This window comes from Rhodococcus sp. 1163, assembly GCF_002091985.1.
GTDB lineage: Bacteria > Actinomycetota > Actinomycetes > Mycobacteriales > Mycobacteriaceae > Rhodococcoides.
On record NZ_MKKX01000038.1, the window covers coordinates 370,202 to 393,809 of the forward strand.

The window sequence follows — 23,608 nt, forward strand, 5'->3', positions numbered from 1 at the left end:
AGCCGGTGGAGGTTCTAGGTGACGGTTTGTATCGTCACAGCTGCGTTCGGGGCGCCGTCGCCACCAGGAGTTGCGACCCCTGCTGCAGCGACCTTGTCGAGCGTGGCGAGTCCCTCGGCAGAAATCGTCCCGAAGACGGTGTACTGCGGAGGCAGCACCGAGTCCTCGTAGACGAGGAAGAACTGGCTGCCGTTCGTGTCGGGTCCGGCATTCGCCATCGCGACCGTTCCGCGTGGGTACACAACCGGCGTCGACGCGGCGGGATCATCGGCGGGGAACGCCGTGGTCGGGTATTCGTTCGGATATTCGTAACCCGGACCCCTGCTTCCCTTGCCCGAAGGATCACCACACTGGAGAACCTTCAAACCAGGGGAGGTGGTCAGACGATGGCACGGGGTGTCGTCGAAATACCCCTGAGCGGCCAAGTTGGTGAAGCTGTTGACAGTGCAGGGTGCTTCGGCCCGGTCCAAGGTCAATCCGATCGGCCCCTGGCTCGTCGTCATCGCTACCTCGACCGTCCCTTGTGTGGGCACATCGGCCGTCGGCGGAGGGGTGTTGTCTCGGACGGCAGGCGTCGCCGCGGGATAGTCACAGGTGGTTGTCGGCGCTTGGGGCGTAGGGACCGCAGGCAGCACCCCGAATTGGCTCAGGTCCAACTCCGGCTCGGGTGCGGCGCTGGTCGCCTTCGGCGTCGATGCTGCCGTCGTCGTGGATGTCGCGGTGCCCGATGTGTCCGAAGAGCACCCGGCCACGAGCATGGCTACCGCGCCGGCAGCCACGAACAGAGCCGAGCGTGTGATCACAGGTCGCTCACCACGTTCGTGATGTCGACGGGAAGGGCCGGTTTTCCATCCTGGGCGCCGCCTTCGACCCCGCCTGCTGCGACCTTGTCCAGAGTCTGCAGACCCGTCTCGTCGATGGTTCCGAACGCCGTGTACGCGGGAGGCAGCTTCGAATCACCGAAGACGAGGAAGAACTGGCTTCCATTGGTTCCGGGCCCGGCGTTTGCCATCGCAAGGGTGCCGCGAGGATAGGAGATCGGCTGGCCGGCTGCAGGGTCACCGACGTTGTATTGGTCGACCGGGAACTCGTCCGCGAACTCGTAACCGGGTCCGCCTTGACCCGTGCCCGCAGGATCGCCGCACTGGAGCACCTGCAACCCTGCAGACGTCGTGAGACGGTGGCAGGAGGTTCCGTCGAAGTATCCCTGGTTTGCCAGTGAAACGAAGCTGTTGACAGTGCACGGTGCCTGCGGGTTGTTCAGCGTGAGTCCAATGTTGCCCTGCGAGGTTTCCATGCTGTAGCTCAGGGGCTCGTCGCTCGTCGGAATCGCGTCGGTGCGTGGTGGCGTGTTCGGCTTCGCCGCCGGTGCCTGTGCCGCCGGATACGCGCAGTTCACGGTCTCCGGAAGCGGCTCGGAGCGGCCGTCGGTGATGAGCGTGTCTGCCGAAGGAGTGTCCGATGCAGTCGTCTCGGGTTCGTCGCCACCTCGGGTGATCGCGAAAACGACTGCGACCGCGCCGACTACGACGGCCACACCCAGAACCGACCCGGCGATCGTCAGCTGTTTACGCTTCTTGGCTCGCTCTGCTCGGTGTTCGAGTTGTCGCTCGAGCTTTCTTTTCGCTGCCTCACGCCGTTGCTCGTTGCTGGGCAATTCGCCTGTCCTCCCGCTTGTCCTCGATCGATTACCGGCGCTCGATCCGGCTGTTCGGAGCCGAAACCGGCCGTCAGTGAGTGTGCCATTACATCCTGAGAACACTCTGACGGGCACCGCAGGCGCGCAGCGCCAGGCACTGGCGATGCCAGTGTGGACGCCGTGCAACTAGGCTGGAGAAAAGACCGTGCCAGACCGATCTAGGAGCTACAGCTGTGCTCGTCACCGGATTCCCGGCGGGAATGTTTCAGACCAACTGCTACATCCTCGCCCAGGACGGGGCAAAAGAATGCGTCGTCGTCGATCCCGGTCAGGATGCGGCAGAGCCCCTGTTCGAGTTTCTGAACTCCTCGAATACGACGCCGGTCGCCGTGCTCCTCACTCATGGACACCTCGATCACACATGGTCCGTGGAACCCGTCTGCAGAAAGTTCGGGATCCCCGCATACATCCAGGCAGAGGACCGCTACATGCTCTCGGATCCGATTCGAGGGACCGGGCCGGCGTTGGCTGCAATGTTGGGTGACGCCGAGTTCCACGAGCCGGACGAGGTGCTCGATCTCGAGGACGGAATGACTCTCGAACTCGCAGGAATCACGTTCGGCGTACTGCGGACGCCGGGCCACACTCAGGGTTCGGTGGTATTCACGACAACGATCGATGCGCCGGACGGGGATGTGTCCATTGCTTTGACCGGGGACACTCTCTTCGCCGGTTCGATCGGCCGCAGCGACCTCCCCGGTGGTGATCATGATCAGCTACTCCGCTCGATAGGCCGGTCTCTGCTACCGCTGGCCGACGACACCGTGATCCTTCCCGGACATGGCGGCCAGAGCTCCATCGGCCAAGAACGCGCGTCCAATCCGTTTCTCGTTGGACTGTCCGGTCCCGAACAAGGAAATATGCACTCGTGAGCAAGCCGACGACCTTCTCTGCACCCAAGGGTGTTCCCGACTACTTTCCGCCGAACTCCGCCGAGTTCGTCGCTGTTCGAGAGGGGCTACTGACCGCAGCGCGAAATGCGGGGTACGGGCACATCGAACTGCCGATATTCGAGGACACCGGCCTCTTCGCCCGCGGCGTCGGCGAGTCGACCGATGTGGTCAGCAAGGAGATGTACACCTTCGCCGATCGAGGGGACCGATCGGTCACCCTGCGGCCGGAAGGCACTGCCGGGGTGATGCGCGCGGTCATCGAACACGGCCTCGATCGAGGGGCACTTCCGGTGAAGCTGGCATATGCCGGACCCTTCTTCCGCTACGAGCGGCCGCAGGCCGGTCGCTACCGTCAACTGCAACAAGTGGGAGTCGAGGCGATCGGCGTCGACGATCCAGCTCTGGACGCCGAAGTGATCGCCGTCGCCGACACCGGGTTTCGTAGTGTCGGGCTGACCGACTTCAGGCTCGAGATCACCTCTCTCGGTGACGACACCTGTCGCCCGCAATACCGAGAGCTGCTGCAGCAGTTCTTGTTCGCCCTGCCGCTCGACGAGGACACTAGACGCCGCGCGGAGATCAACCCGCTACGTGTGCTGGACGACAAGCGGCCGGAAGTCCGCGAGATGACCGCCGACGCGCCGCTGATGCTCGATCATCTTTCCGATTCCGCCAAGGCGCACTTCGATGAGGTGCTCGCCCACCTCGACGCGATGAAAGTTACGTACGTGGTCAATCCGCGCATGGTGCGAGGGCTCGACTACTACACGAAGACCACATTCGAATTCGTGCACGACGGCCTCGGTGCCCAGTCCGGAATCGGCGGCGGGGGCCGCTACGACGGCCTCATGGTGCAGCTGGGTGGCCAGGAGCTTTCAGGTATCGGATTCGGGCTCGGCGTCGACCGTACGATGCTCGCGCTCGCAGCCGAGGGCAAATCGGCAGGTGCTTCCGCCCGATGCGCAGTCTTCGGAGTTCCGCTCGGTCTGGAAGCGAAAGCGAAGATCGTAGCCATCGCGGGGGAGTTGCGGAAAAAGGGAATCAGCGTCGACCTGGCCTACGGAAATCGTGGCGTGAAGGGAGCAATGAAGGCAGCGGATCGGTCGGGAGCGCGCTTCGCTTTGGTACTCGGCGACAAAGAACTTGCCGAGACGTCCATCGTTGTCAAAGAACTTGCCACCGGTGAACAGCAGCAGGTTTCGCTGGACGGCGTCGTCGATCATCTCGAGGCCCGTCTTGCCGACTGACGGCTCGGATCACGTCGATCTCGATTTGGTCCCAGTCGAATTCATCAGACCACGGCTGATGAAAATCATGGCCGGCGCAGTAGTAGTCGCGATCCTGCTCGCGATCATCGCGAGCTTCTTCCTGCCCGTGGTTGTGGCAGTCGTACTCGGAGCCATTGTCGTGGTGCCGACGGTGGTGTCGACGTGGATAGTGCTGCGGCGTAGAATATGGTTGAGCGGCAATACTATTCATGTCCGCGGCGGATTCGGGACGAAGCAGCTGTCGGTGCCGAAGGTCGTCACAGCCGAGATTCAGGTGCGGACCGCTCGGATCGACAACGTCTCTCTCCGGTTGTACGACGGCAACTCTCGCGTCACGATCGCGCTCGCGCTCTACACCCAGGGCGGTGGCCGAGAGCTGCCGATCCTGTCCTTGCGCAAGCTCGCCGACGCGCTCTGGACAACCGAGTTGGTACCGGCGGCGGCGATCGCATCGGTTCTGGTCGATCAGCTCAAGGCAGAAGCGCGCGACGCGGGCCTGCACGAGCGGCCCCTGTTTCGAGCCATCGAGCTGGTCCGCTCGACGGGAAGAACTCCGCTAGCCACTTTGACCGATCGCGAAGTCGCCGAACTGCCGAGCTGACGGGTCAGGTCACCAGGAATGCGTCGAGCACAACAGCTTCGGCCGATCGTGAGCCGGATGTCACCACCAGTGCACGGTTGAGATAGGTGAACTGCGGCACCGAGGTCGCGATGCTCAGAGTTCCGCGGAAGTAGTACGTGGCCGGATCGACTTCCTCGGTCCCTCCCAAGGCCTCGATGACGTCGGCCGGGCCGAACTGAAGCCCACGGTACGACAGCGAAAGATATCCTCCCATCGTCAGTTCGAGTGTGAGCTCGGCGCTGAACTCGGTGCAGCCATCCGATCGTGTCAACCCGAAGACGGACGAAGTGCCTGCCAGTGTGCCTTCGATGTCCGGTCCGGGCGCCGCGCCGCCGAGAACGGGGATGACGACTCGTTCTCCCGTGGGTACACCACCGATGTCGATCGGAACTCCGAGAGTCACACCGAGTCGCAGGATCGGTTCGAGGGTCGGGATATTCGGTGCAGTCACGTCGAGGAACGCTCCTTCTGATTCGGGCAGTGGGTACACGCTATCCTTCGGCGCTTGTGCGTATGCGCTGTGCCGCAGCGTGAAAGTCATTCGCCTCGTTGCATCTTGACATGTTCTAGAACAAATGTTCGACTATGTGCATGCGATGGGCAGGACAGACACTCGACGCTGCCGACGCGGACGCGCTACCGGGTTTGGAACGTGCAGGCCTGGTGCGCAGTGTGCAAACGCCGGAGTTCGACGGCATCACCTTCCACGAGGTGCTGTGCAAGAGCGCATTGAACAAGATTTCCGGTGATGCCTCGCTACCGTTCACCTGGACGATCAACCCTGCCCGCGGTTGTTCGCATGCGTGCCGCTACTGCTTCGCCCGCCCCACACACGAATATCTCGGACTGGACTCCGGCAACGATTTCGATTCGCAGATCGTCGTCAAGACCAACATTGCTGCGGTGCTCCGCAAGGAACTCTCACGCAGATCGTGGAAGTGTGAACCGGTTGCGCTGGGAACCAATACCGATCCCTATCAGCGCGCAGAGGGCCGCTACCGGCTGATGCCGGGCATCATCCGAGCGCTGACGGAGTCCGGTACACCGTTCTCGATTCTGACCAAAGGCACGTTGCTGAGGCGTGACTTACCACTGCTGACGCTCGCGGCTCGCGAGGTGGACGTGCGCATCAGTATCAGCCTCGCTATCCACGACCCGGATCTGCAGAAGCAATTGGAACCAGGGACTCCGAGTCCGCGGGCCCGGCTGGATCTGATCCGTTCGATTCGGGAGGCAGGTTTGCCGTGTGCCGTAATGGTGGCACCGGTCATCCCGTTCCTGACCGACGGAGCCAAGCAGCTCGACGGACTGCTCGAGGCGTTGGCAGAGGCAGGCGCCACTTCGGTGACCGCGATGCCGATGCACTTGCGGTCCACGACCAAGGATTGGTTCATGTCCTGGCTGGCCGAGCAACACCCTGCCTTGGTCCGGCGGTATCGGCAGCTATACGGTCGCGGTGCGTACGTCACACCCGAGTACACGAGATGGTTTCGCGAACGAATCGACCCGCTGCTCGTCCGACACGGATTTGCACCCGAGGACACTCGGTCCCTGCCGGAGAACACTCCGGCAGGGACAGTATCGAAACTATCCGTACCGGTCGCTGCCCTCACGTTGTTCTGATCGTCACCGGGTGAGCGCGGGAGGGTTGAGCAGATCTCGCGCCGAAAACGTATCGCAGGCCGCGACCTCGCCCGTCCGATAACCCGCGAGGAACCATTTCTGTCGTTGCTCGGACGACCCATGGGTCCAACCCTCCGGATTGACCCGCCCACTCGACGCCTGCTGTATCCGATCGTCGCCGACCGAGGACGCTGCGGACAAGGCGTCGCGAATATCGGTGTCGGTCAACGGAGCAAGGAAGGGAACACCGGTGTCCTGCGCGGGAATCGTCGCAGCATGATTCGCCCAGACCCCTGCGTAGCAATCGGCTTGCAGCTCGACCCGGACAGCACCTGACTGCGGGCCCTGTGGATCCGCCTGCGCGCGACCGATGTCGCCGAGCTGATTCTGAATATGGTGACCGACCTCGTGCGCCACCACGTATTCCTCTGCCAGAGGCCCCCCGCTGGATCCGAACTGATCGACGAGAACCTGAAAGAAGCTCGAGTCGAAATAGGCCGTCGAGTCGGCCGGGCAATAGAACGGGCCGACGGCACTGGTGGCGTTGCCGCAGCCCGTGCTGATCGAACCGGTGAACAGCTCAACGGCCGGCTGAACATACGCAACCCCGGTCTGCGACTGGAGTTCGGATTCCCATACCGTGTCGAGACTGCCAACGGTAAAACTCACGCGGCAGTCGATAGCGGCATTCGCGTCGGCGCCCGTCTCGCAGTTCTCCACTGTGCCGCCTGCCTGCGACTGACCTGCATTGTCGGTAGAGCCGCTGAGTTGACCGAGAACGGACCCCGGATCTCCTCCGAACAGCAGGGCCAAGACCAGAATGACCAGGCCTCCTGCGCCGCCGCCCAGAGCGAGCTTGCCGCCTCGCCCGCCACCGCCCCCGCCGGTCGACACCCGGCCAGGTTGCATACGAGCGCCCTCGTTGAAGGTCATCGCCGAAATCCTCTCTTCGGGGTCAATTCTGTGGGCTGTCGGTCGTGGTCGGGCACTAGCTTCGCACGCCGTGGTGGGATCGCGTTTCCGGTCGGCGTAGGTGTCTCCGTAGGATTGGTTACCGACGAACACGCTTTGTGAAATTTTGTGAAAGGAAACCCGTGCTGCGCACCCACCTCGCCGGCTCACTTCGACCCGAGCACGTCGACCGAACAGTCACCCTGACGGGTTGGGTTGCTCGGCGACGCGATCACGGCGGTGTCATTTTCATCGACCTTCGTGACGCGTCCGGCGTCGCTCAGGTCGTCTTCCGTGAAGGCGCCGTTGCCGAACAGGCCCACCGTCTACGGGCGGAGTACGTGGTGAAGGTGACCGGCAAGGTCGAGACCAGGCCGGACGGTAACCAGAATTTCGAGATTCCGACCGGCGCCGTCGAGGTCGACGCATCCGCGATCGAAGTTCTCGCCGAGAGTGCGCCGCTCCCGTTCCAGCTCGATGAGCAGCCGGGCGAGGAAGCTCGTCTGAAGTACCGGTACCTCGATCTGCGTCGCCAGGGCCCGGGAAGCGCCATCCGTCTGCGATCGCATGTCAATGCTGCAGCGCGCAGTGTGCTTGCGCACCATGAGTTCGTCGAGGTCGAGACACCCACTTTGACGCGGTCCACGCCGGAAGGTGCACGGGATTTCCTCGTGCCTGCACGTTTGCAGCCCGGTAGCTTCTACGCGCTCCCTCAGAGTCCTCAGCTGTTCAAGCAGCTGCTGATGGTCGGTGGAATCGAGCGGTACTACCAGATCGCGCGCTGCTACCGAGACGAAGATTTCCGAGCCGATCGTCAGCCCGAGTTCACCCAGCTCGACGTCGAAATGAGCTTTGTCACCCAGGAAGACGTCATTCTGCTGGCCGAAGAGATCCTCGCGGCCTTGTGGAAACTGGTCGGCTACGAGATCGTCGACAAGATTCCTCGGATCACGTACGCCGAGTCGATGAGGCGTTACGGATCCGACAAGCCGGACCTTCGGTTCGAGATCGAACTCGTCGAATGCACCGACTTCTTCGCCGACACGACTTTCCGGGTATTCCAGGCGCCGTACGTCGGAGCGGTAGTGATGCCGGGTGGCGCATCACAGCCGCGCAAGCAGCTCGACAAATGGCAGGAATTCGCCAAGCAGCGCGGGCACAAGGGACTTGCCTACGTACTCGTCGGCGAGGACGGAAGCCTCGGTGGACCGGTAGCGAAGAATCTCACCGATACCGAGCGCGACGGCCTCGCAGCTCACGTCGGTGCCAAGCCCGGTGATGCAATCTTCTTCTCCGCGGGACCGATCAAAGGCTCGCGCGGACTACTCGGTGCAGTCCGTGGTGAGATCGCGCGCAAACTCGACTTGATCGACCCGAAGGCTTGGGCCTTCGTCTGGGTCGTCGATGCGCCACTGTTCGAGCCGACGTCCGACGCGACGGCCAGCGGTGACGTTGCCGTCGGCTCCGGGGCGTGGACGGCCGTGCACCATGCCTTCACTTCGCCGAAGCCGGACTCGATGGCGACCTTCGACACCGACCCAGGTTCGGCGCTCGCCTACGCATACGACATCGTCTGCAACGGCAACGAAATCGGTGGCGGCAGTATTCGTATCCACCGCAAGGACATTCAGGAACGCGTGTTCGCGGTGATGGGAATCGGAGAAGCCGAGGCACAGGAGAAGTTCGGATTCCTGCTCGACGCTTTCAGCTACGGAGCGCCACCGCACGGTGGAATCGCCTTCGGTTGGGACCGGATCACTGCACTACTGGCCGGAGTCGACTCGATCCGCGAGGTCATCGCATTCCCCAAGTCCGGCGGCGGCGTCGACCCGTTGACCGACGCACCGGCGCCGATCACGCCGCAACAGCGTAAGGAATCCGGCATAGATGCCAAGCCGGAGAAGAAAGAATCCGCGCAGGTCGAAAAGGATGAGCCTTCGGCTGCTCGATAGTCGAATTCACAAGTAGAAGGGCCCCGATTCTCTCGAGAGAATCGGGGTCCTTCTACTTGTTCTACCGAAAGCTCAGGCGATCGATTGTCCGCTCGTCACGATGCGGTAGGCGTACGTCGAGGCAATGATGGTGATCGGAATGGTCACCAGTAGTCCTAGCCCGCATGGGATCGCGCCGAGAATGTTGATTCCGACGAGTGCGAGTGCAAGCAAGAACAACTGGCCCGCGTTCGACGAAATGGCCCTGAAACTCGACTTGATGGCTGTGATCGCATCTTCGTTGCGGTCGACCACGAACTGAAGAGTCCACCAGGTCAGAAACACCACGATGATGCCCGGGATGATCAAAAGCACGAAACCGATCGTCGTCATGACCCCGATCAGCACGCTGGCGATGATGATCGCTGCCACATTGGCGAACTGGAAGAACGATCCGATCGTGGGCTTGGTTCCGTCGACCTCGTGCAATGCACCGCGAACCATCGCAGCCTGGATCAGGTATGTCACGACCGCACCGACGAGCGTGCCGATGATTCCCAGAACATCGAAACTCGACGAGAAGTCCCCGGACGTGTCGAATCCGCCGAAGATCAGATTGATAACCAGCTGAAGGACTGCCGCGATGAGGACGATACCGACCCACACGCCTGCGTTGTCCTTGAACTTGTTCCAGCCGAAGGAAATCGCCCCGCCGATGTCGAGCGTCGGGGGCAGTCCACCGCCGAATCCGGACCCGTGCGACCCGTAGTTTCCGGGTGGCGGGGGGTAGTTGCCGGGAGGCGGGGGATAGTTCCCGGGTGGGTAGTTACCCGCTGGGGGTGGGTAGTTACCGGACGGTGGCGGATAGCCCCCAGGCGGGTACCCACCGGGGGGTGGATAGTTACCGGGAGGTGGGTAGTTACCGGGGGGTGGATAGTTACCCTGAGGTGGGTAATTGCCAGGCGGGGTGCTGCCGGGTGGGGTGCTGCCGGGTGGGGTGTCGCTGCCGCCTCCTGGCTGTGAAGACTTCCCCAGGTCTGGTCGGTCGGGGTCGGGAGTGCTGCCGTACTGCGGGCCGTTCGGTGGGTTCTCGCTCACGGTATTTCTCCTTGTTCAGGGACTTCAGGTCATTGTGCGCCGTTCGAGTCGGCTGAACACCCGTATCCGTCGGTCGGTGAAACTGAAAAGCGGATCCATCTGGACTCTCCCGATGGATCCGCCTTGCCAGCTCCCTCTGTATCCAGGCTCGGCTCAGTTGAGCGTGATCACCTGAGTGCCGCCGGCGAGCTCGTCGTGCTTGCCCTGCTTGATGGGGCTCGAGTTGATCGTCACAGCAATGACGATGTACGCGACGAAAACGAGCAAGCCACCAAGAACCGGAACGATGTTCAGCAGCAGAAACGCATTGCGCTTCGCAGCTTCGGCTTGCGTGGGGTTGCCGCCTGCAGCGCCGAGGGTGCGAAGACCCAGCAGTTGCTTGCCCAGCGTTTGCCCGCGGCTCGACTCGAGAAGCGTGAAGTAAGCGAATCCCAGAACCGCGGTGACGAGGCCGAGAATGAACTGCCCGACGAACCCGTCCGGCGAGATTGCATAGACGATGAGCGCCACTACGGCCACGATGATGCCGTCGATGAAGCGAGCGGCGAACCGCGCTCCCAAGCCCCCTGGCCGGCCGCCTCCTGGCAACTGAGAACCGAGGCCGTACCCGGCATTACCCGAGGCGGGCGGCGGTGGGTAACTGCCGGGTGGCGGGTAGTTCCCCGATGGCGGGTAGTTGCCGGGCGGTGGGTAGTTGCCGGGCGGTGGGTAGTTGTTGCCCGGATTCTGCGGATACTGCGGCTGATTCGGGTCTACGCCGCCGTACTGCGGATCATTGGGCGGGTTGGTCACGAAATATCCCCTTCGAGTCGTTGTTCATCCATGAACGCGCCGTCGCGTACTGACGCAATTTCAGGGTGAGCGAACCCCACCGGCTGTGATGTGTCAAGCCTGACGTGGCGTCGAGCAGTGCACGTGTCGAAGCGAATCGCTCTTTCCGAAGATCCAGGTACTACCGCCGGAAGTTCCACCTGTGTCGATACCCTTGTTTCCGGTCTGTCCGGTTCGATGCCTGTCGTGATGAAATTGGTATCGGGCGATTCCCCAGGTCAGTCCGAAACAAGCTGATTCGACGTCTCGGAGCCGCCATAGTTTGTCATACAGACCGGGTACCTTGGTACGCGATGACCGCAACATTGGCAGATCCTGTCTCAGAGGTGGTAGCAGCTGCAGAGCAGCTGCTTACCCGACGTACCGGTGCACATGTCACCCTGGTCGATCCCGTCGACCTCGGAGGCAGTGGACAGGCAATCGTCCTTCGCGTTCGAGTTTCCGAGAATCCTTTTCAGTTGCCTCGAACCCTGGTGATCAAGCAGGTTCGAGATACCGCAACCGACACCGAACTCCACAGTGAAGCCGAGACGGTCGGCGGTAGGTCGGCCTTTCTCCGTGAGGCGGCGTCGTATCAATTCACCACGGCTCTCGCGACCGACAGTCGGCCAGGGCCGGCCCTGCTGGCCTACGACCTGGGGGCAAGATTGCTCGTTCTCAGTGATCTAGGCGATGCCAGTTCGATCACTGCATTGCTCAAACATTCAGACTCGGCATCGGTCACCAACTCGCTGATGGCCATGGCGCAAGCACTCGGACGTATGCACGCCGCCACCGCTGGGCGAGAGGACGACTTCGCAGCGCTGCTCAGGCGTGTTGGGCTGCCGCATTCGGCTGATGGCATTTCGGAGCAGATACCGAAAGCGCTTGTTGCCGTGCCCAAGATGCTCGCCGAAGAACTCGGCATGACGGACACTCCGCAACGGGTCCTGGACCGGGTGGAGCGAAGCGGGCGGTTGTTCGCGCACGGTGCGCTTCGTGCCTTCAGCCCGTCCGACCTGTGCCCGGACAACATAATCGTCAACGGGGAGGGTGTGCGCTTCCTCGACTACGAGTGGGGTGGCTTTCGAGACGCCACCCTCGACATCACGTACGCGTTGGCGTCCTCTCCCGGATGCCTGTGCCATTTCGACCTCTCGGCAGAGCGTGCACAAGCCATGGTCGACGCATGGCGAGCCGAGGTTGTCGGAATTTGGCCTCAGCTGTCCGACGACCGGGTCCTTGCATCGAAAATCCTCGATGCTCAGCTCATCTGGGTCTGGATGTCGACTTACTGGTTTCTGCCCGACGACCACACGCGGATCGCCGCCGCGCGCCGGCATCACCTCTCCGTTCCACGGTCCGAGGCACTCATATCGCGTTGGCGAATCCTTTTCGAACAGGCGCAACGTACCGGCGACCATGAAGTGACCGATTTCGCCGAGAAAGTTCTGGCGTCTCTGAGGTCGAAGTGGGACCGCTGAACTCCGCCCGTAGTTCGGTAGCGTTCGACTGGTGAGCATGAGTTTCGGAGCTGGATTCGACGAGGGAGAAGAAAGCGGTCTGTTCGAGACCTTCGACTCCGCTGAACCTGACCCCGGTGAGCGAGGTCCGGCGAACATCGACGCAGCCGAAGAGCCGCGTCCGAGCCGGTCCTACGCCCGACCGGACGCTCCGTTGGCTGTGCGGATGCGCCCCAAGAATTTGGACGAGGTCGTCGGACAGGGGCATCTCCTCGCGCCGGGCGCCCCGTTGCGACGCCTCGTCGAAGGTTCAGGCGCATCTTCGGTGATGTTGTACGGCCCACCCGGCACCGGCAAGACCACGCTGGCCTCGCTCATCTCCGGAGCAACGGGTCGCAGGTTCGAGGCATTGTCAGCGTTGTCGGCAGGCGTCAAAGAGGTTCGAGTAGTCATCGACCTGGCTCGTCGCCGGTTGACGGCAGGTGAGCAAACCGTCCTGTTCATCGACGAGGTTCATCGGTTCTCCAAAACCCAGCAGGATGCTCTGCTGGCCGCCGTGGAAAACCGGATCGTACTTCTTGTGGCCGCGACCACGGAAAATCCGTCTTTCTCTGTGGTCTCACCGTTGCTGTCCCGCTCCCTCGTGCTCCAACTGCACCCGTTGAGTTCTGCAGACATCGAACTGCTGCTCACTCGCGCCGCTGACGATCCGCGGGGACTGGACGGAACCGTCTCGATCGACGCCGACGCGATGGCTCATCTGGTCCGGTTGGCAGCAGGCGATGCACGTCGTGCGTTGACTGCGCTCGAGGCGGCGGCAGGGGCAGCTACCGGACCGACACTCGACCTCGCCACCGTCGAAGCGAGTGTCGACAAGGCGGCAGTGCGGTACGACCGCGACGGCGACCAGCATTACGACGTCATCAGTGCGTTCATCAAGTCGATCAGGGGATCCGATGTCGATGCCGCACTGCACTACCTGGCGCGGATGATCACAGCCGGAGAGGATCCGCGATTCATCGCACGCAGACTTGTCGTGCATGCGAGCGAGGACGTCGGAATGGCGGATCCCACTGCGTTGCAGACGGCGATGGCTGCTGCCACGGCGGTGCAGCTCATCGGCATGCCGGAGGCGCGATTGGCGTTGGCGCAGGCCACAATTCACCTTGCTACCGCACCGAAGTCCGGTGCGGTCATCGCTGCGCTCGGTGCGGCGATGGCCGATGTCGCAGCAGGCAAGTCCGGACAGGTACCCGCCCACCTGCGGGACGGGCACTACAAAGGGGCGGAAGCGCTCGGGAGTGCGGTGGGTTACAAGTATCCGCACAGCAACTCAGGCGGAGTTCTCCGGCAACAGTACCCACCGGACGAATTGGTGGGTGTGGACTACTACGCGCCCACTGATCATGGTGTGGAGCGTGAGATCGCGACTCGCGTAGGCAAGCTACGCCGCATCGTGCGTGGCCGCTGACATGCACGCGTTGACGTGCAAATGGTGGTGATGACACGGGGTGCACCGGCGGCGCGTTAACCTGTACCGGTGCAAACCCACGACATTCGCAGGCGTTTCCTCGACCACTTCGTAAAGGCAGGCCACACCGAGGTGGCCAGTGCCTCGTTGGTGCTCGACGATCCCAACCTGTTATTCGTCAATGCAGGAATGGTGCAGTTCGTTCCTTACTTCCTGGGCCAGCAGACACCTCCGTTCGCTACGGCGACGAGTGTTCAGAAGTGTGTCCGCACACTCGATATCGAGAACGTCGGCATCACCACGCGGCACAACACGTTCTTTCAGATGGCCGGCAACTTCTCCTTCGGTGACTATTTCAAACGCGAAGCGATCCACTATGCCTGGACGCTCCTGACCGGCAGTGTGGCCGACGGCGGATACGGATTCGATCCTGAGCGGATCTGGGTGACGGTCTATCTGGATGACGACGAGGCAATTTCGCTGTGGAAAGAACTTGCCGGGATACCTGACGAGCGGATTCAACGTCGAGGGATGGCCGACAATTACTGGTCGATGGGAATTCCCGGTCCTTGTGGACCGTGCTCGGAGATCTATTACGACCGCGGGCCCGAATACGGTGTCGACGGTGGGCCGGAGGCCGACGAGGATCGTTATATCGAGATCTGGAATCTCGTCTTCATGCAGAACGAGCGCGGTCAGGGAATCAGCAAGGACGATTTCGAGATCCTCGGGCCGCTGCCGAAGCAGAATATCGATACCGGCATGGGCGTCGAGCGCGTGGCTTTCCTGCTTCAGGGCGTCGACAACGTCTACGAGACCGACCTGGTTCGTCCGGTCATTGCCAAAGCCGAGGAACTGAGCGGCCGGGCGTACGGCAAGAACCACGAGGACGACATCCGGTTCCGTGTCATCGCAGACCATGCGCGCACCGCCGCGCTGCTCATCTCCGACGGCGTCAACCCGGGCAACGATGGGCGCGGATACGTGCTGCGTCGTCTGTTGCGCAGAATTGTGCGCTCGGCTCGTCTGCTCGGTGCGCCGGACCGGACCATGGGCCAGTTCATCACCGTCGTCCGCGACACAATGGCTCAGTCGTACCCGGAGCTCGTCACCGGCTTCGATCGCATCCTCACTGTCTCGGTCGGCGAGGAGTCTGCCTTTCTCAAGACCCTCACTTCCGGTTCCAAGCTGTTCGACACAGCGGCGGAGTCGGTGAAGTCGACAGGAAAGAAGACAATCGGCGGCGCCGAGGCGTTCGCGTTGCACGACACTTACGGATTCCCGATCGATCTGACGCTCGAAATGGCGTCGGAGGCAGGTTTGAACGTAGACGAGGACGGCTTCCGGTCGCTGATGGCCGAACAGCGTCAGCGCGCGAAGGAAGATGCACGTTCACGTAAGCATGCTCACGCCGACCTGTCCGTCTACAAGGACTTCGTCGACCTCGGGGCAACGGAGTTCACCGGCTTCGAGGAGTTGTCCTCGGAGGCGAATGTGCTTGCCCTGATCTCGGGCGGAGTTCGCGTCCCGACGGCTACAGCGGGGGAGTCCGTCGAGGTCATTCTCGATCGCAGCCCGCTGTATGCGGAATCGGGCGGACAGATCGCCGATATCGGAACGATCAGTGGCCCGGGTTTCAGCGCTGACGTGGAAGACGTCCAAAAGATCGCGAAGAAGGTGTGGACGCACAAGGTCACGGTCCAATCGGGTCAGATCACCGAAGGCGACGTCGTGCGCGTCGACGTGGACCCATCGTGGCGTAAGGGCGCAACGCAGGGGCACTCTGGAACCCACATGGTGCACGCGGCACTGCGGCAGGTCCTCGGCCCCAATGCGACGCAGGCTGGATCGCTGAACAAGCCCGGGTACCTCAGATTCGACTTCTCCTGGCAGGGCGCACTGTCCGAGGCTCAGCGACACGACATCGAAGCTGTCGCGAACGACGCGATCGGTGCCGACCTCGCTGTCAACACCTTGGTTACCGACCTCGACAGCGCCAAGGCCATGGGCGCGATGGCGCTGTTCGGGGAAAACTACGGGGACGAGGTTCGCGTCGTAGACATCGGTGGTCCGTTCAGCATGGAACTGTGCGGAGGAACGCACGTACAACACACCTCGCAGATCGGGCCGGTCACGTTGCTCGGCGAGTCGTCGGTGGGTTCCGGGGTGCGCAGAGTCGAAGCATTCGTCGGCCTGGATTCGTACCGTTACCTGGCGAAAGAACGCGCCCTGCTCGCCGGGATCGCGTCCTCACTGAAGGTTCCGACCGAGGAAGTGCCAGGCCGGATCGAAACACTGGTGGAGAAGCTGCGAGTGGCGGAGAAGGAACTGGAGGCTGTGAAGGCAGCTTCCGTGCTCGCTTCGGCAGGCGGCCTCGCTGCAGGTGCCGAACGACTGGGACCCATTCGAGCAGTCATAGCGCGCGCCCCCGACGGCGTTGGCGGCAACGATCTCCGCGGTCTCGCTGCCGACGTCCGCGGACGTCTCGGGTCCGAACCTGCGGTTGTGGTCCTTATCGGTGATGTCGATGGGAAGGTCCCCTTCGTGGTGACCGCAAACGCCGGCGCACAGGAAGCGGGTGTGAAAGCAGGGGAACTGGTGGCCAGCTTCGGCCCGGCCATCGGTGGACGCGGCGGCGGTAAAGCCGAATCCGCACAGGGATCCGGATCGAATCCAAGCGGTATTGCCGATGGATTGGCCGCTGTGCGTGCCCGGATCGCAGAACTCGTCGGCGCTTGATCGTGCCGGATCCCTCTCGTCGACCTCCCGGCCTTCCGGACCGTCCAGGAGCGGACGATCCCGGCCTCGGACGTCGAATCGGAATCGACGTCGGAAGCGTACGTGTCGGTGTTGCAGTCAGCGACCCACGGTGCGTACTCGCGACCCCGGTGGAGACTGTCGTGCGGTCCAAGCCCAAAGGATCGGACGCATCCGACGTCGCGCGTGTCGTCGAGATCGTCACCGAGTACGAGGCGGTCGAGGTGGTTATCGGACTCCCACGCACTCTGCGAGGAGAGAGTGGATCCGCGGTTAAGGCAGCTGAGGGTTTTGCACGAGTATTGTCGCGGCGACTGCCCGGCGTGCCGATTCGGATGTCGGACGAGCGATTGACTACGGTAACTGCGACGCGTGCACTTCGAGACAGTGGTGTGCGGGGGAAATCACAGCGCTCGGTCATCGATCAAGCTGCTGCGGTCGCAATCCTGCAGGGGTGGCTGGATGAGCGGTCCGCGCGGCTGAAATCGGCAGAGACCGATCCAACGCCGGAGGTCGAGTGAACAACCAAAGGTCCACGGACCGGGGGAAGTACGAGTACGACGACGAAGCGCTGACGGATCCGATCGGGTATCAGGTCGACGAAGGCAGCGAATTTCATCACGCTGTGACTCGTGGCGGTCCGCAGGAGGTGGGACGTTCACGAGCGGAGGTTCGGCAGGACCGGTCGGCCCGAAAGCGCAAGCGACGCGGCCGCAAGGTCGGGCTGGCGCTGGGGATGATCCTCGTCATCGTGATCGCAGTGGGAGGTTTCCTCGTGTACGACCGGTTTGTCGGTGGCCCGGTGGCCCCTGAGGACTTCACGGCTGGTAGTTCGGGGCCGTCGGTGGTGCTGCGAGTGCAGCCGGGTGACACTGCAGATCAGATCGGTGTCGAGGCGACCGAGAAAGGCATCGTGGCGAGTTCGGGTGCCTTCATGGAAGCTGCCGTCGTCAACCCGGCAATGTCGTCGGTGCAGCCCGGCTACTACCTGCTCGAAAGTCACGTACCTGCTCAGGATGCAGTGACAGCACTCGTCGATCCGTCCGCTCGAGTCGGCAACGTCGTGATTTCCGAGGGCCGTCAACTTCACGATTCACGTGACGTCAATACCGATGCTGTCAAAAGGGGCATCTACACGCTCTTGTCGGAAGCAAGCTGCATCGACACGACAGGTGCAGGCACGCCGACGTGTATTTCCTACGCCGACTTCAACACCGCAGGTGGGCTCGCCGAGCCGATGGCGTTGGGTGTTCCGGAATGGGCGCGGGCCGAGGTGAGTGTGGTCCCCGATCGAGACCGTCAGCTGGAAGGACTCATTGCTGCCGGCACGTGGGACTTCGATCCGACCGCAGCACCGGGTGAGATTCTCCGACAGCTCGTGGAAGAAAGTGCGGCAACCTACGAGAACACCGGGATACTGACCGCAGGCACCAGCTCGGGGCTCAGCCCGTATCAGACGTTGGTGGCAGCGTCTCTCGTCGAGCGTGAATCGCTTCCGTCGGATTTCAGCAAGGTAGCGCGCGTCATCATCAATCGGCTGGCCGCACCGCAGAAGCTCGAATTCGACTCGACGGTGAATTACTCCCTCGACACAACCGAGGTCGCCACGACCGACGAGGACCGAGCGACAGTGACGCCGTGGAACACCTACGCCATGGAGGGACTCCCGGCGACCCCGATCGCGGCGCCGAGCATCGGTGCAGTGGAAGCGGTCGAGGCACCCGCAGATGGCGATTGGTTGTACTTCGTGACCATCAACCAGGTTGGTGAGACGTTGTTCACGCGCGACTACGACGAGCACCTCGCAAATATCGGAAAGGTCGAGGACGGATTCCTCGACAGCGGACGGTAGAAACCGATGCGCGCCGCCGTTCTGGGTAATCCGGTCATCCATTCGAAATCGCCCCAGTTGCATCTCGCTGCCTACCGTGCGTTGGGCCTGAGCGATTGGACCTACGAACGAATCGAGTGTTCTGCCGATCAACTGCCCGGGCTCGTGGGCTGTCTGGGTCCGGACTGGGTCGGCCTGTCGGTGACGATGCCGAACAAGGTTGCGGCGTTGGAGTTCGCCGACACGAGAACCGATCGCGCGGTTCTCGCAGGCTCGGCGAACACCCTGCTGCGCACCAAGACCGGATGGCGAGCCGACTGCACAGATGTCGATGGGGTGAAGGGGGCGCTGCGCGAGGCCGGTGTCGTCGACCTCGCCGGTCGGGCAGTCATGGTCGTCGGAGCCGGCGGAACATCGAGGCCGGCTCTCGTCGCGCTCGCCGAAATGGGGGCACGATCGGCGACAGTTGTCGCACGATCGGCAGATCGAGCCCGCGAGACCCTCGCATGCGGCGAAGCGGCGGGCTTGAGGACCGCGTTCCTTGGTATGTCCGACGGATCGTTGCCCGGCGCAGCCGCCGCGGCGGCCGTTGTTGTCAGTACCGTGCCTGCAGAGGGCGCTTCACCGGTGTCAGCGGCCCTTGCGCATGCGCCGATCGTCCTCGACGCGATTTACGATCCATGGCCGACGCCGTTGGCGACCGCGGTGGAGTCGGCCGGTGGCATCATCGTCTCGGGCCTGTCGATGTTGCTCAATCAAGCCTTCGGGCAGGTCGAGCAATTCACGGGTCTATCCGCTCCGCGCGCGGCGATGACGGCAGTGATCGAAGCCTACTGACGGTTTCATCCACAGGTGGCTCGCCGATACACAGGGCGGTTGTCCACCTGGGAATCCGACGCGGAGTGGGTCGGGAGTAGTTCCACACTTGCCCAATGACCACATCATCTCTGGGATGGGCACTCGCGTTCGGTTCGATCGGATGGGGCGTAGGACTCGTCACCGAGCGAACAGTGACAGAGCTGGCACCGTCGTGGAAGGCCGTCGGACTTCCGTTGGCGCTCGGTGCGGTGTGGTCGGCGGGATCGCTCCTCGGTTGCGGTATCACGCTCGGGCTGTTGAGTTGGTGGTGTTCGGTGCTGGCGTGCATCGACGTCGGGTGCAGGCGATTACCGAATCCGCTGACAGGCGCTGGAGCGTTCGTTGTCCTGTTGCTCGGAGCTTTCTCCGGTGACATCGCGCCGATGCTTGTCGGTGCGGCGGCGCTGTTCGGCAGTTATCTCCTCGTTCATGTGTGCCTGCCCATGGCGTTCGGTGCTGGTGACGTCAAACTGGCGTGGCCACTCGGCGGTGTTGCGGCGATGGCAGGTCTCGACACGTGGGCGTTGGTTGCGATTCTTCCGCCGCTGCTGACCGGGCTGGTGGGGGTGACGATGACGGCACTCGGCCGCAGAGATTGCACCGTTCCCCATGGCCCATCCATGTGCGTGTCTACCCTGCTGGCACTCGCGGCTGCACCGACGTGAAAAGATGAGGCCGTGCTGCGCTGGATAACTGCCGGAGAATCTCACGGCCCTGCCCTCGTGTCCATCCTCGAAGGAATGGTCGCGGGTGTCGAAGTGACCTCGGACGACATTGCCGATCAGTTGGCTCGCCGCCGACTGGGCTACGGACGCGGTGCCCGGATGAAGTTCGAGGCCGACAAGGTGACGATCACCGGTGGTGTGCGTCATGGTCGGACCATCGGTGGCCCGATTGCCATCGAAGTAGGCAACACCGAGTGGCCCAAATGGGAACAGGTCATGTCCGCGGACCCGGTGGACCCTTCGGTTCTCGACGCGTTGGCGCGGAACGCTCCGTTGACCAGGCCCCGTCCCGGGCATGCCGATTACTCGGGAATGTTGAAATACGGGTTCGGCGACGCCAGGCCGGTTCTCGAACGGGCGAGTGCCCGTGAAACTGCCGCGCGGGTTGCGATCGGCACTGTTGCGCGCAGCTTCTTGAAACAGGCACTCGGCGTCGATGTCGTCTCCCACGTCATTTCCATCGGCGCATCGGACCCCTACGTCGGTCCACCGCCGTCCGGTAACGATCTCGACGCGATCGATGCGAGCCCGGTGCGAGCCTTCGATGCAGCTTCCGGTGAGTCGATGATCGCCGAGATCGAGGCTGCGAAGCGAGACGGCGACACCCTCGGCGGCGTCGTCGAGGTCGTTGTACATGGCCTTCCTGTCGGGCTCGGATCGTTCGTCAGCGGAGATCGCAAGCTCGATGCGCGACTTGCTGCAGCGCTCATGGGAATTCAGGCGATCAAGGGCGTCGAGGTAGGTGACGGTTTCGAAACGGCCCGTCGTCGTGGCAGCGCCGCGCACGACGAGATCACCCCGGGCCCGGACGGGATCCTGCGATCGACCAACCGTGCAGGTGGTATCGAAGGTGGCATGACCAACGGGGAGCCTCTTCGTGTCCGGGCAGCGATGAAACCGATCTCTACTGTTCCTCGCGCGCTCGCAACGGTAGACATGTCGACCGGCGAAGAAGCGGTCGCGATCCATCAACGCTCCGATGTATGTGCGGTACCCGCTGCGGGTGTCGTAGCCGAGACGATGGTAGCTCTCGTCGTGGCGCAGGCAGTGCTCGAGAAGTTCGGTGGCGATTCGTTGGCGGAGACGACGAGCAACGTAGCGCATTACCTGAAGGGCAACGCCGCCCGACCACCACGATGACTCCTTATGCGGTGCTGGTGGGGCCTCCCGGCGCAGGGAAGTCCACCATCGGTAGGCGCGTGTCTCAGGCGCTCGAGTTGGAGTTGCTCGACACGGACGCAGCGATCGAGCGCCGCACCGGTCGTACAATTCCAGAGATCTTCGCGCAGGACGGTGAGCAGGCGTTTCGAGTGATCGAGGAGCAGGTCGTTGCCGACGCGCTTGCCACCCATGAGGGTATCCTCTCGCTCGGAGGCGGATCGATTCTCTCCGATCGCACGCGCACATCGCTGGCGTCGCAGACAGTGGTCTACCTCGAAATCAGTGTGGCGGAGGGGTTGCGTCGAACCGGGGCCAATACATCCCGCCCGCTGCTGGCGGGTCCGGATGCACGCGCCACATACCAGGCTTTGATGCGCACACGGCGTCCGCTCTATCGATCGGTTGCCACCATTCGCGTTCGCACGGACGGGCGAAGCCCGGCCCGAGTGGTCGGACAGGTCGTGGCGAAGCTGAAGCAACATCATGCCCAGGAAGGCACTACGCCATCAACAGTGCACAACGAGACGTCGAGTGGATGAAGGTGAACGGATGACCGACCCCGTACGCGTAATGGTCAATACTGCAGCGCCGTATCCGGTGATCATCGGCAGAGGATTGTTGACCGACCTGGTCGATCAACTCCTCGGTACGAAGACTGTTGCGATCTTCCATCAGCCGCCGCTTGCCGAGACGGCCGAGGCCGTCCGAGAGGTGTTGGCGGCGAAGGGAATCGATGCACACCGCATCGAGATCCCGGATGCAGAGGACGGCAAAGAACTCGCGGTCGCCGGTTTTTGCTGGGAGGTTCTCGGCAGAATCGGACTGACCCGAAGCGATGCCGTGGTGAGTATCGGTGGGGGAGCGGCTACCGACCTCGCAGGCTTCGTTGCCGCGACGTGGATGCGTGGCGTCAAAGTGGTCCACGTGCCGACGACGCTGTTGGCGATGGTCGACGCGGCAGTCGGTGGCAAGACTGGCATCAATACCGAGGCGGGAAAGAACCTTGTGGGCTCGTTCCACGAGCCTTCGGCAGTGTTGATCGATCTCGCGACGTTGGAGACGGTCCCGAAGTACGAGATCGTCTCCGGCCTGGCAGAGGTCATCAAGACCGGTTTCATCGAGGACCCGGTCATTCTCGACTTGATCGAAGCCGATCCCGAAGCAGCAATGGACCCGACTGGGTCGGTTCTACCCGAGCTCATTCGCCGGTCCGTCGAAGTCAAGGCCCGAGTCGTTGCTGCTGATCTACGTGAGTCCGACCTTCGGGAGATACTCAACTACGGCCACACTCTCGCCCATGCCATCGAGCGACGCGAGCGGTACCGCTGGCGTCACGGCGCAGCCGTGTCGGTAGGTCTGGTGTTCGCGGCAGAGTTGGGACGGCTTGCGGGCCGCCTCGACGATGCCACTGCCGACCGCCACCGCAGCATTCTCCAGTCGGTCGGTCTTCCCGTCGGATACGACGGCGACGCATTCGGTGATCTTCTCAAGGGAATGCAAACCGACAAGAAGAATCGCGCCGGGATGCTCAGATTTGTCGTGCTCGACGGATTGGCGAAACCGGGGAGGCTCGAAGGGCCTGATCCGGCTCTTCTCGTCGCTGCATATTCGGTAGTCGCCAAGGAAGACCCGGGACCGGGTAGTTCGGGCATTTTGCTCTGATCGAGGCGCGATCCGAATGGAAAATCCCCCCTGTATTTTCGGCCCATGGGTCGAAAATACAGGGGGGATTCCTTGTGTTCGAGAGTCAGTGTTCGGAAGGATGCTCGCCGTGTGAAGTGCCCTTCGGGTCCTCGGCGTCGGGCTGCACAGCCTGGAACACCTCGGTGTCCGCGTTGTCGTCGGCCCATCGATTCTGGTCCGCTACCGAACTCTGGTCTGCCGCCGAACTCTGGTTCGAGGCGGTAGTCCCTGCGCCGACCAGATGACGATCGTGGCGTTCCTGTTCGTGTTCGGCATCGGATGTCGCGAGCTTCTTCTTTGCCTCGCGTCCGACGAGCAGGCGGCCCAGGAACACCGAGATGGTCGCCGGGATGAAGATCAGAAGAATGGTGAACGCTGCACCCGAGGTCATCTCGAAGAACAGTGAGTTCTGGCCGAGACTGAAGTCCACTATCAGCCCGATCAGCCATGCGAGCAGTCCAGCGAGCAGACCGCCGACAATTGCTGCCTTGAGCCACAGCATCGTCAGATCGGCGCCGTAATCCGGGTCCGGGTTTGCGCGACGGTCACGAATACCGTCGATACCAGCCCACACGATGACTGCGAGCAAGACCACAGCCAAGCCCAACCATCGAAGCTGCGAACCATGCAACGGCCACTGCGCAACTGCCAAACCCAGCAGAATTCGCACTCCGACGTTGATCAGTCCCATTCCGATTCCGCGTACCACCCACCCTGTCATGGGGGACAGCGTATCCGCTTCGGGGCGGCACTGTGGCGCGCCC

Annotated in this window: 22 protein-coding genes; 15 read left to right on the plus strand and 7 right to left on the minus strand. The window is 62.6% G+C overall.

Features of this window, described 5'->3' with window-relative positions; all coding sequences use genetic code 11:
- Positions 1–14: 14 nt before the first annotated feature.
- Together BJD99_RS19465 and BJD99_RS19470 are read right to left on the minus strand one after the other, a co-directional pair.
- Positions 15–800 carry a peptidylprolyl isomerase gene (locus BJD99_RS19465; RefSeq protein WP_256895959.1) on the minus strand — a complete coding sequence of 262 codons (786 nt, stop codon included), beginning with the start codon at positions 798–800 and terminating at the stop codon, positions 15–17.
- Positions 800–1,657, minus strand: coding sequence for a peptidylprolyl isomerase (locus tag BJD99_RS19470; RefSeq protein WP_084348787.1), 858 nt, complete (start codon positions 1,655–1,657; stop codon positions 800–802). Before BJD99_RS19470 ends, BJD99_RS19465 begins: the two co-directional genes overlap by 1 nt.
- A gap of 215 nt (positions 1,658–1,872) precedes the next feature.
- Here BJD99_RS19470 and BJD99_RS19475 point away from each other — a divergent pair, with 215 nt between their 5' ends.
- From BJD99_RS19475 to BJD99_RS19485, 3 genes are read left to right on the plus strand one after another with little or no spacing between them, the layout of a single operon-like run.
- The gene (locus tag BJD99_RS19475) at positions 1,873–2,571 is read left to right on the plus strand and encodes an MBL fold metallo-hydrolase (protein WP_084348788.1); all 699 of its coding nucleotides are present in this window, start codon (positions 1,873–1,875) and stop codon (positions 2,569–2,571) included.
- Positions 2,568–3,839 (plus strand): histidine--tRNA ligase, encoded by a 1,272-nt coding sequence (gene hisS, locus BJD99_RS19480; RefSeq protein WP_084348789.1) that lies wholly within the window; start codon positions 2,568–2,570, stop codon positions 3,837–3,839. The genes BJD99_RS19475 and hisS overlap by 4 nt, the downstream gene beginning before the upstream one ends.
- 58 nt (positions 3,840–3,897) lie before the next feature.
- The gene (locus BJD99_RS19485) at positions 3,898–4,461 is read left to right on the plus strand and encodes a hypothetical protein (protein WP_256895925.1); all 564 of its coding nucleotides are present in this window, start codon (positions 3,898–3,900) and stop codon (positions 4,459–4,461) included.
- Between the two features lie 4 nt (positions 4,462–4,465).
- On the opposite strand, the gene BJD99_RS19490 is transcribed toward BJD99_RS19485, so the two are convergent.
- Positions 4,466–4,933, minus strand: a complete 468-nt coding sequence (locus BJD99_RS19490) for a DUF3237 family protein (RefSeq protein ID WP_084348988.1) — start codon at positions 4,931–4,933, stop codon at positions 4,466–4,468.
- 140 nt (positions 4,934–5,073) lie between these two features.
- Here BJD99_RS19490 and BJD99_RS19495 point away from each other — a divergent pair, with 140 nt between their 5' ends.
- On the plus strand, positions 5,074–6,105 hold the full coding sequence (locus BJD99_RS19495; protein WP_084348791.1) for an Rv2578c family radical SAM protein: 1,032 nt from the start codon (positions 5,074–5,076) through the stop codon (positions 6,103–6,105).
- A gap of 3 nt (positions 6,106–6,108) precedes the next feature.
- Here BJD99_RS19495 and BJD99_RS19500 read toward each other — a convergent pair whose 3' ends face one another.
- Complete coding sequence (locus tag BJD99_RS19500; protein ID WP_084348792.1) at positions 6,109–7,038, minus strand: neutral zinc metallopeptidase; 930 nt, start codon at positions 7,036–7,038, stop codon at positions 6,109–6,111.
- A 161-nt stretch (positions 7,039–7,199) separates the two neighbouring features.
- Between BJD99_RS19500 and aspS the strand changes: the two genes are divergently transcribed.
- The gene (gene aspS / locus BJD99_RS19505) at positions 7,200–9,008 is read left to right on the plus strand and encodes an aspartate--tRNA ligase (RefSeq protein ID WP_084348793.1); all 1,809 of its coding nucleotides are present in this window, start codon (positions 7,200–7,202) and stop codon (positions 9,006–9,008) included.
- A 72-nt stretch (positions 9,009–9,080) separates the two neighbouring features.
- Here aspS and BJD99_RS19510 read toward each other — a convergent pair whose 3' ends face one another.
- Positions 9,081–10,085, minus strand: coding sequence for a hypothetical protein (locus BJD99_RS19510; protein ID WP_084348794.1), 1,005 nt, complete (start codon positions 10,083–10,085; stop codon positions 9,081–9,083).
- A 153-nt stretch (positions 10,086–10,238) separates the two neighbouring features.
- Entirely contained in the window at positions 10,239–10,877 is a 639-nt protein-coding gene (locus tag BJD99_RS19515) for an RDD family protein (protein WP_256895927.1), read from the minus strand.
- 332 nt (positions 10,878–11,209) lie between these two features.
- Here BJD99_RS19515 and BJD99_RS19520 point away from each other — a divergent pair, with 332 nt between their 5' ends.
- The 10 genes from BJD99_RS19520 to aroB all read left to right on the plus strand — a co-directional run bounded on the left by BJD99_RS19520 (position 11,210) and on the right by aroB (position 22,823).
- Positions 11,210–12,379, plus strand: coding sequence for a kinase (locus BJD99_RS19520; protein ID WP_084348795.1), 1,170 nt, complete (start codon positions 11,210–11,212; stop codon positions 12,377–12,379).
- 31 nt (positions 12,380–12,410) lie between these two features.
- A complete protein-coding gene (locus tag BJD99_RS19525) occupies positions 12,411–13,829 on the plus strand; it encodes a replication-associated recombination protein A (protein ID WP_084348796.1) in 1,419 nt (472 codons plus the stop codon).
- Positions 13,830–13,898: 69 nt separating this feature from the next.
- Positions 13,899–16,568: an alanine--tRNA ligase gene (gene alaS / locus BJD99_RS19530; RefSeq protein WP_084348797.1), complete on the plus strand. Its 2,670-nt coding sequence runs from the start codon at positions 13,899–13,901 to the stop codon at positions 16,566–16,568.
- 2 nt (positions 16,569–16,570) lie between these two features.
- Positions 16,571–17,107: a Holliday junction resolvase RuvX gene (ruvX, locus tag BJD99_RS19535; RefSeq protein ID WP_179142423.1), complete on the plus strand. Its 537-nt coding sequence runs from the start codon at positions 16,571–16,573 to the stop codon at positions 17,105–17,107.
- Positions 17,104–18,438, plus strand: a complete 1,335-nt coding sequence (gene mltG / locus BJD99_RS19540) for an endolytic transglycosylase MltG (RefSeq protein ID WP_084348799.1) — start codon at positions 17,104–17,106, stop codon at positions 18,436–18,438. Before ruvX ends, mltG begins: the two co-directional genes overlap by 4 nt.
- Positions 18,439–18,444: 6 nt before the next feature.
- Positions 18,445–19,254 (plus strand): shikimate dehydrogenase, encoded by an 810-nt coding sequence (locus tag BJD99_RS19545; protein ID WP_084348800.1) that lies wholly within the window; start codon positions 18,445–18,447, stop codon positions 19,252–19,254.
- A gap of 95 nt (positions 19,255–19,349) precedes the next feature.
- Complete coding sequence (locus tag BJD99_RS19550; RefSeq protein ID WP_084348801.1) at positions 19,350–19,940, plus strand: A24 family peptidase; 591 nt, start codon at positions 19,350–19,352, stop codon at positions 19,938–19,940.
- Positions 19,941–19,952: 12 nt separating this feature from the next.
- Complete coding sequence (gene aroC, locus BJD99_RS19555; protein ID WP_084348802.1) at positions 19,953–21,140, plus strand: chorismate synthase; 1,188 nt, start codon at positions 19,953–19,955, stop codon at positions 21,138–21,140.
- Positions 21,137–21,700, plus strand: a complete 564-nt coding sequence (locus BJD99_RS19560; RefSeq protein WP_084348803.1) for a shikimate kinase — start codon at positions 21,137–21,139, stop codon at positions 21,698–21,700. Before aroC ends, BJD99_RS19560 begins: the two co-directional genes overlap by 4 nt.
- A gap of 10 nt (positions 21,701–21,710) precedes the next feature.
- Entirely contained in the window at positions 21,711–22,823 is a 1,113-nt protein-coding gene (aroB, locus tag BJD99_RS19565) for a 3-dehydroquinate synthase (protein WP_084348804.1), read from the plus strand.
- An 85-nt stretch (positions 22,824–22,908) separates the two neighbouring features.
- Here the strand turns inward: aroB and BJD99_RS19570 are convergent, their stop codons facing one another.
- Positions 22,909–23,565: a B-4DMT family transporter gene (locus BJD99_RS19570; protein WP_084348805.1), complete on the minus strand. Its 657-nt coding sequence runs from the start codon at positions 23,563–23,565 to the stop codon at positions 22,909–22,911.
- Positions 23,566–23,608 lie beyond the last annotated feature (43 nt).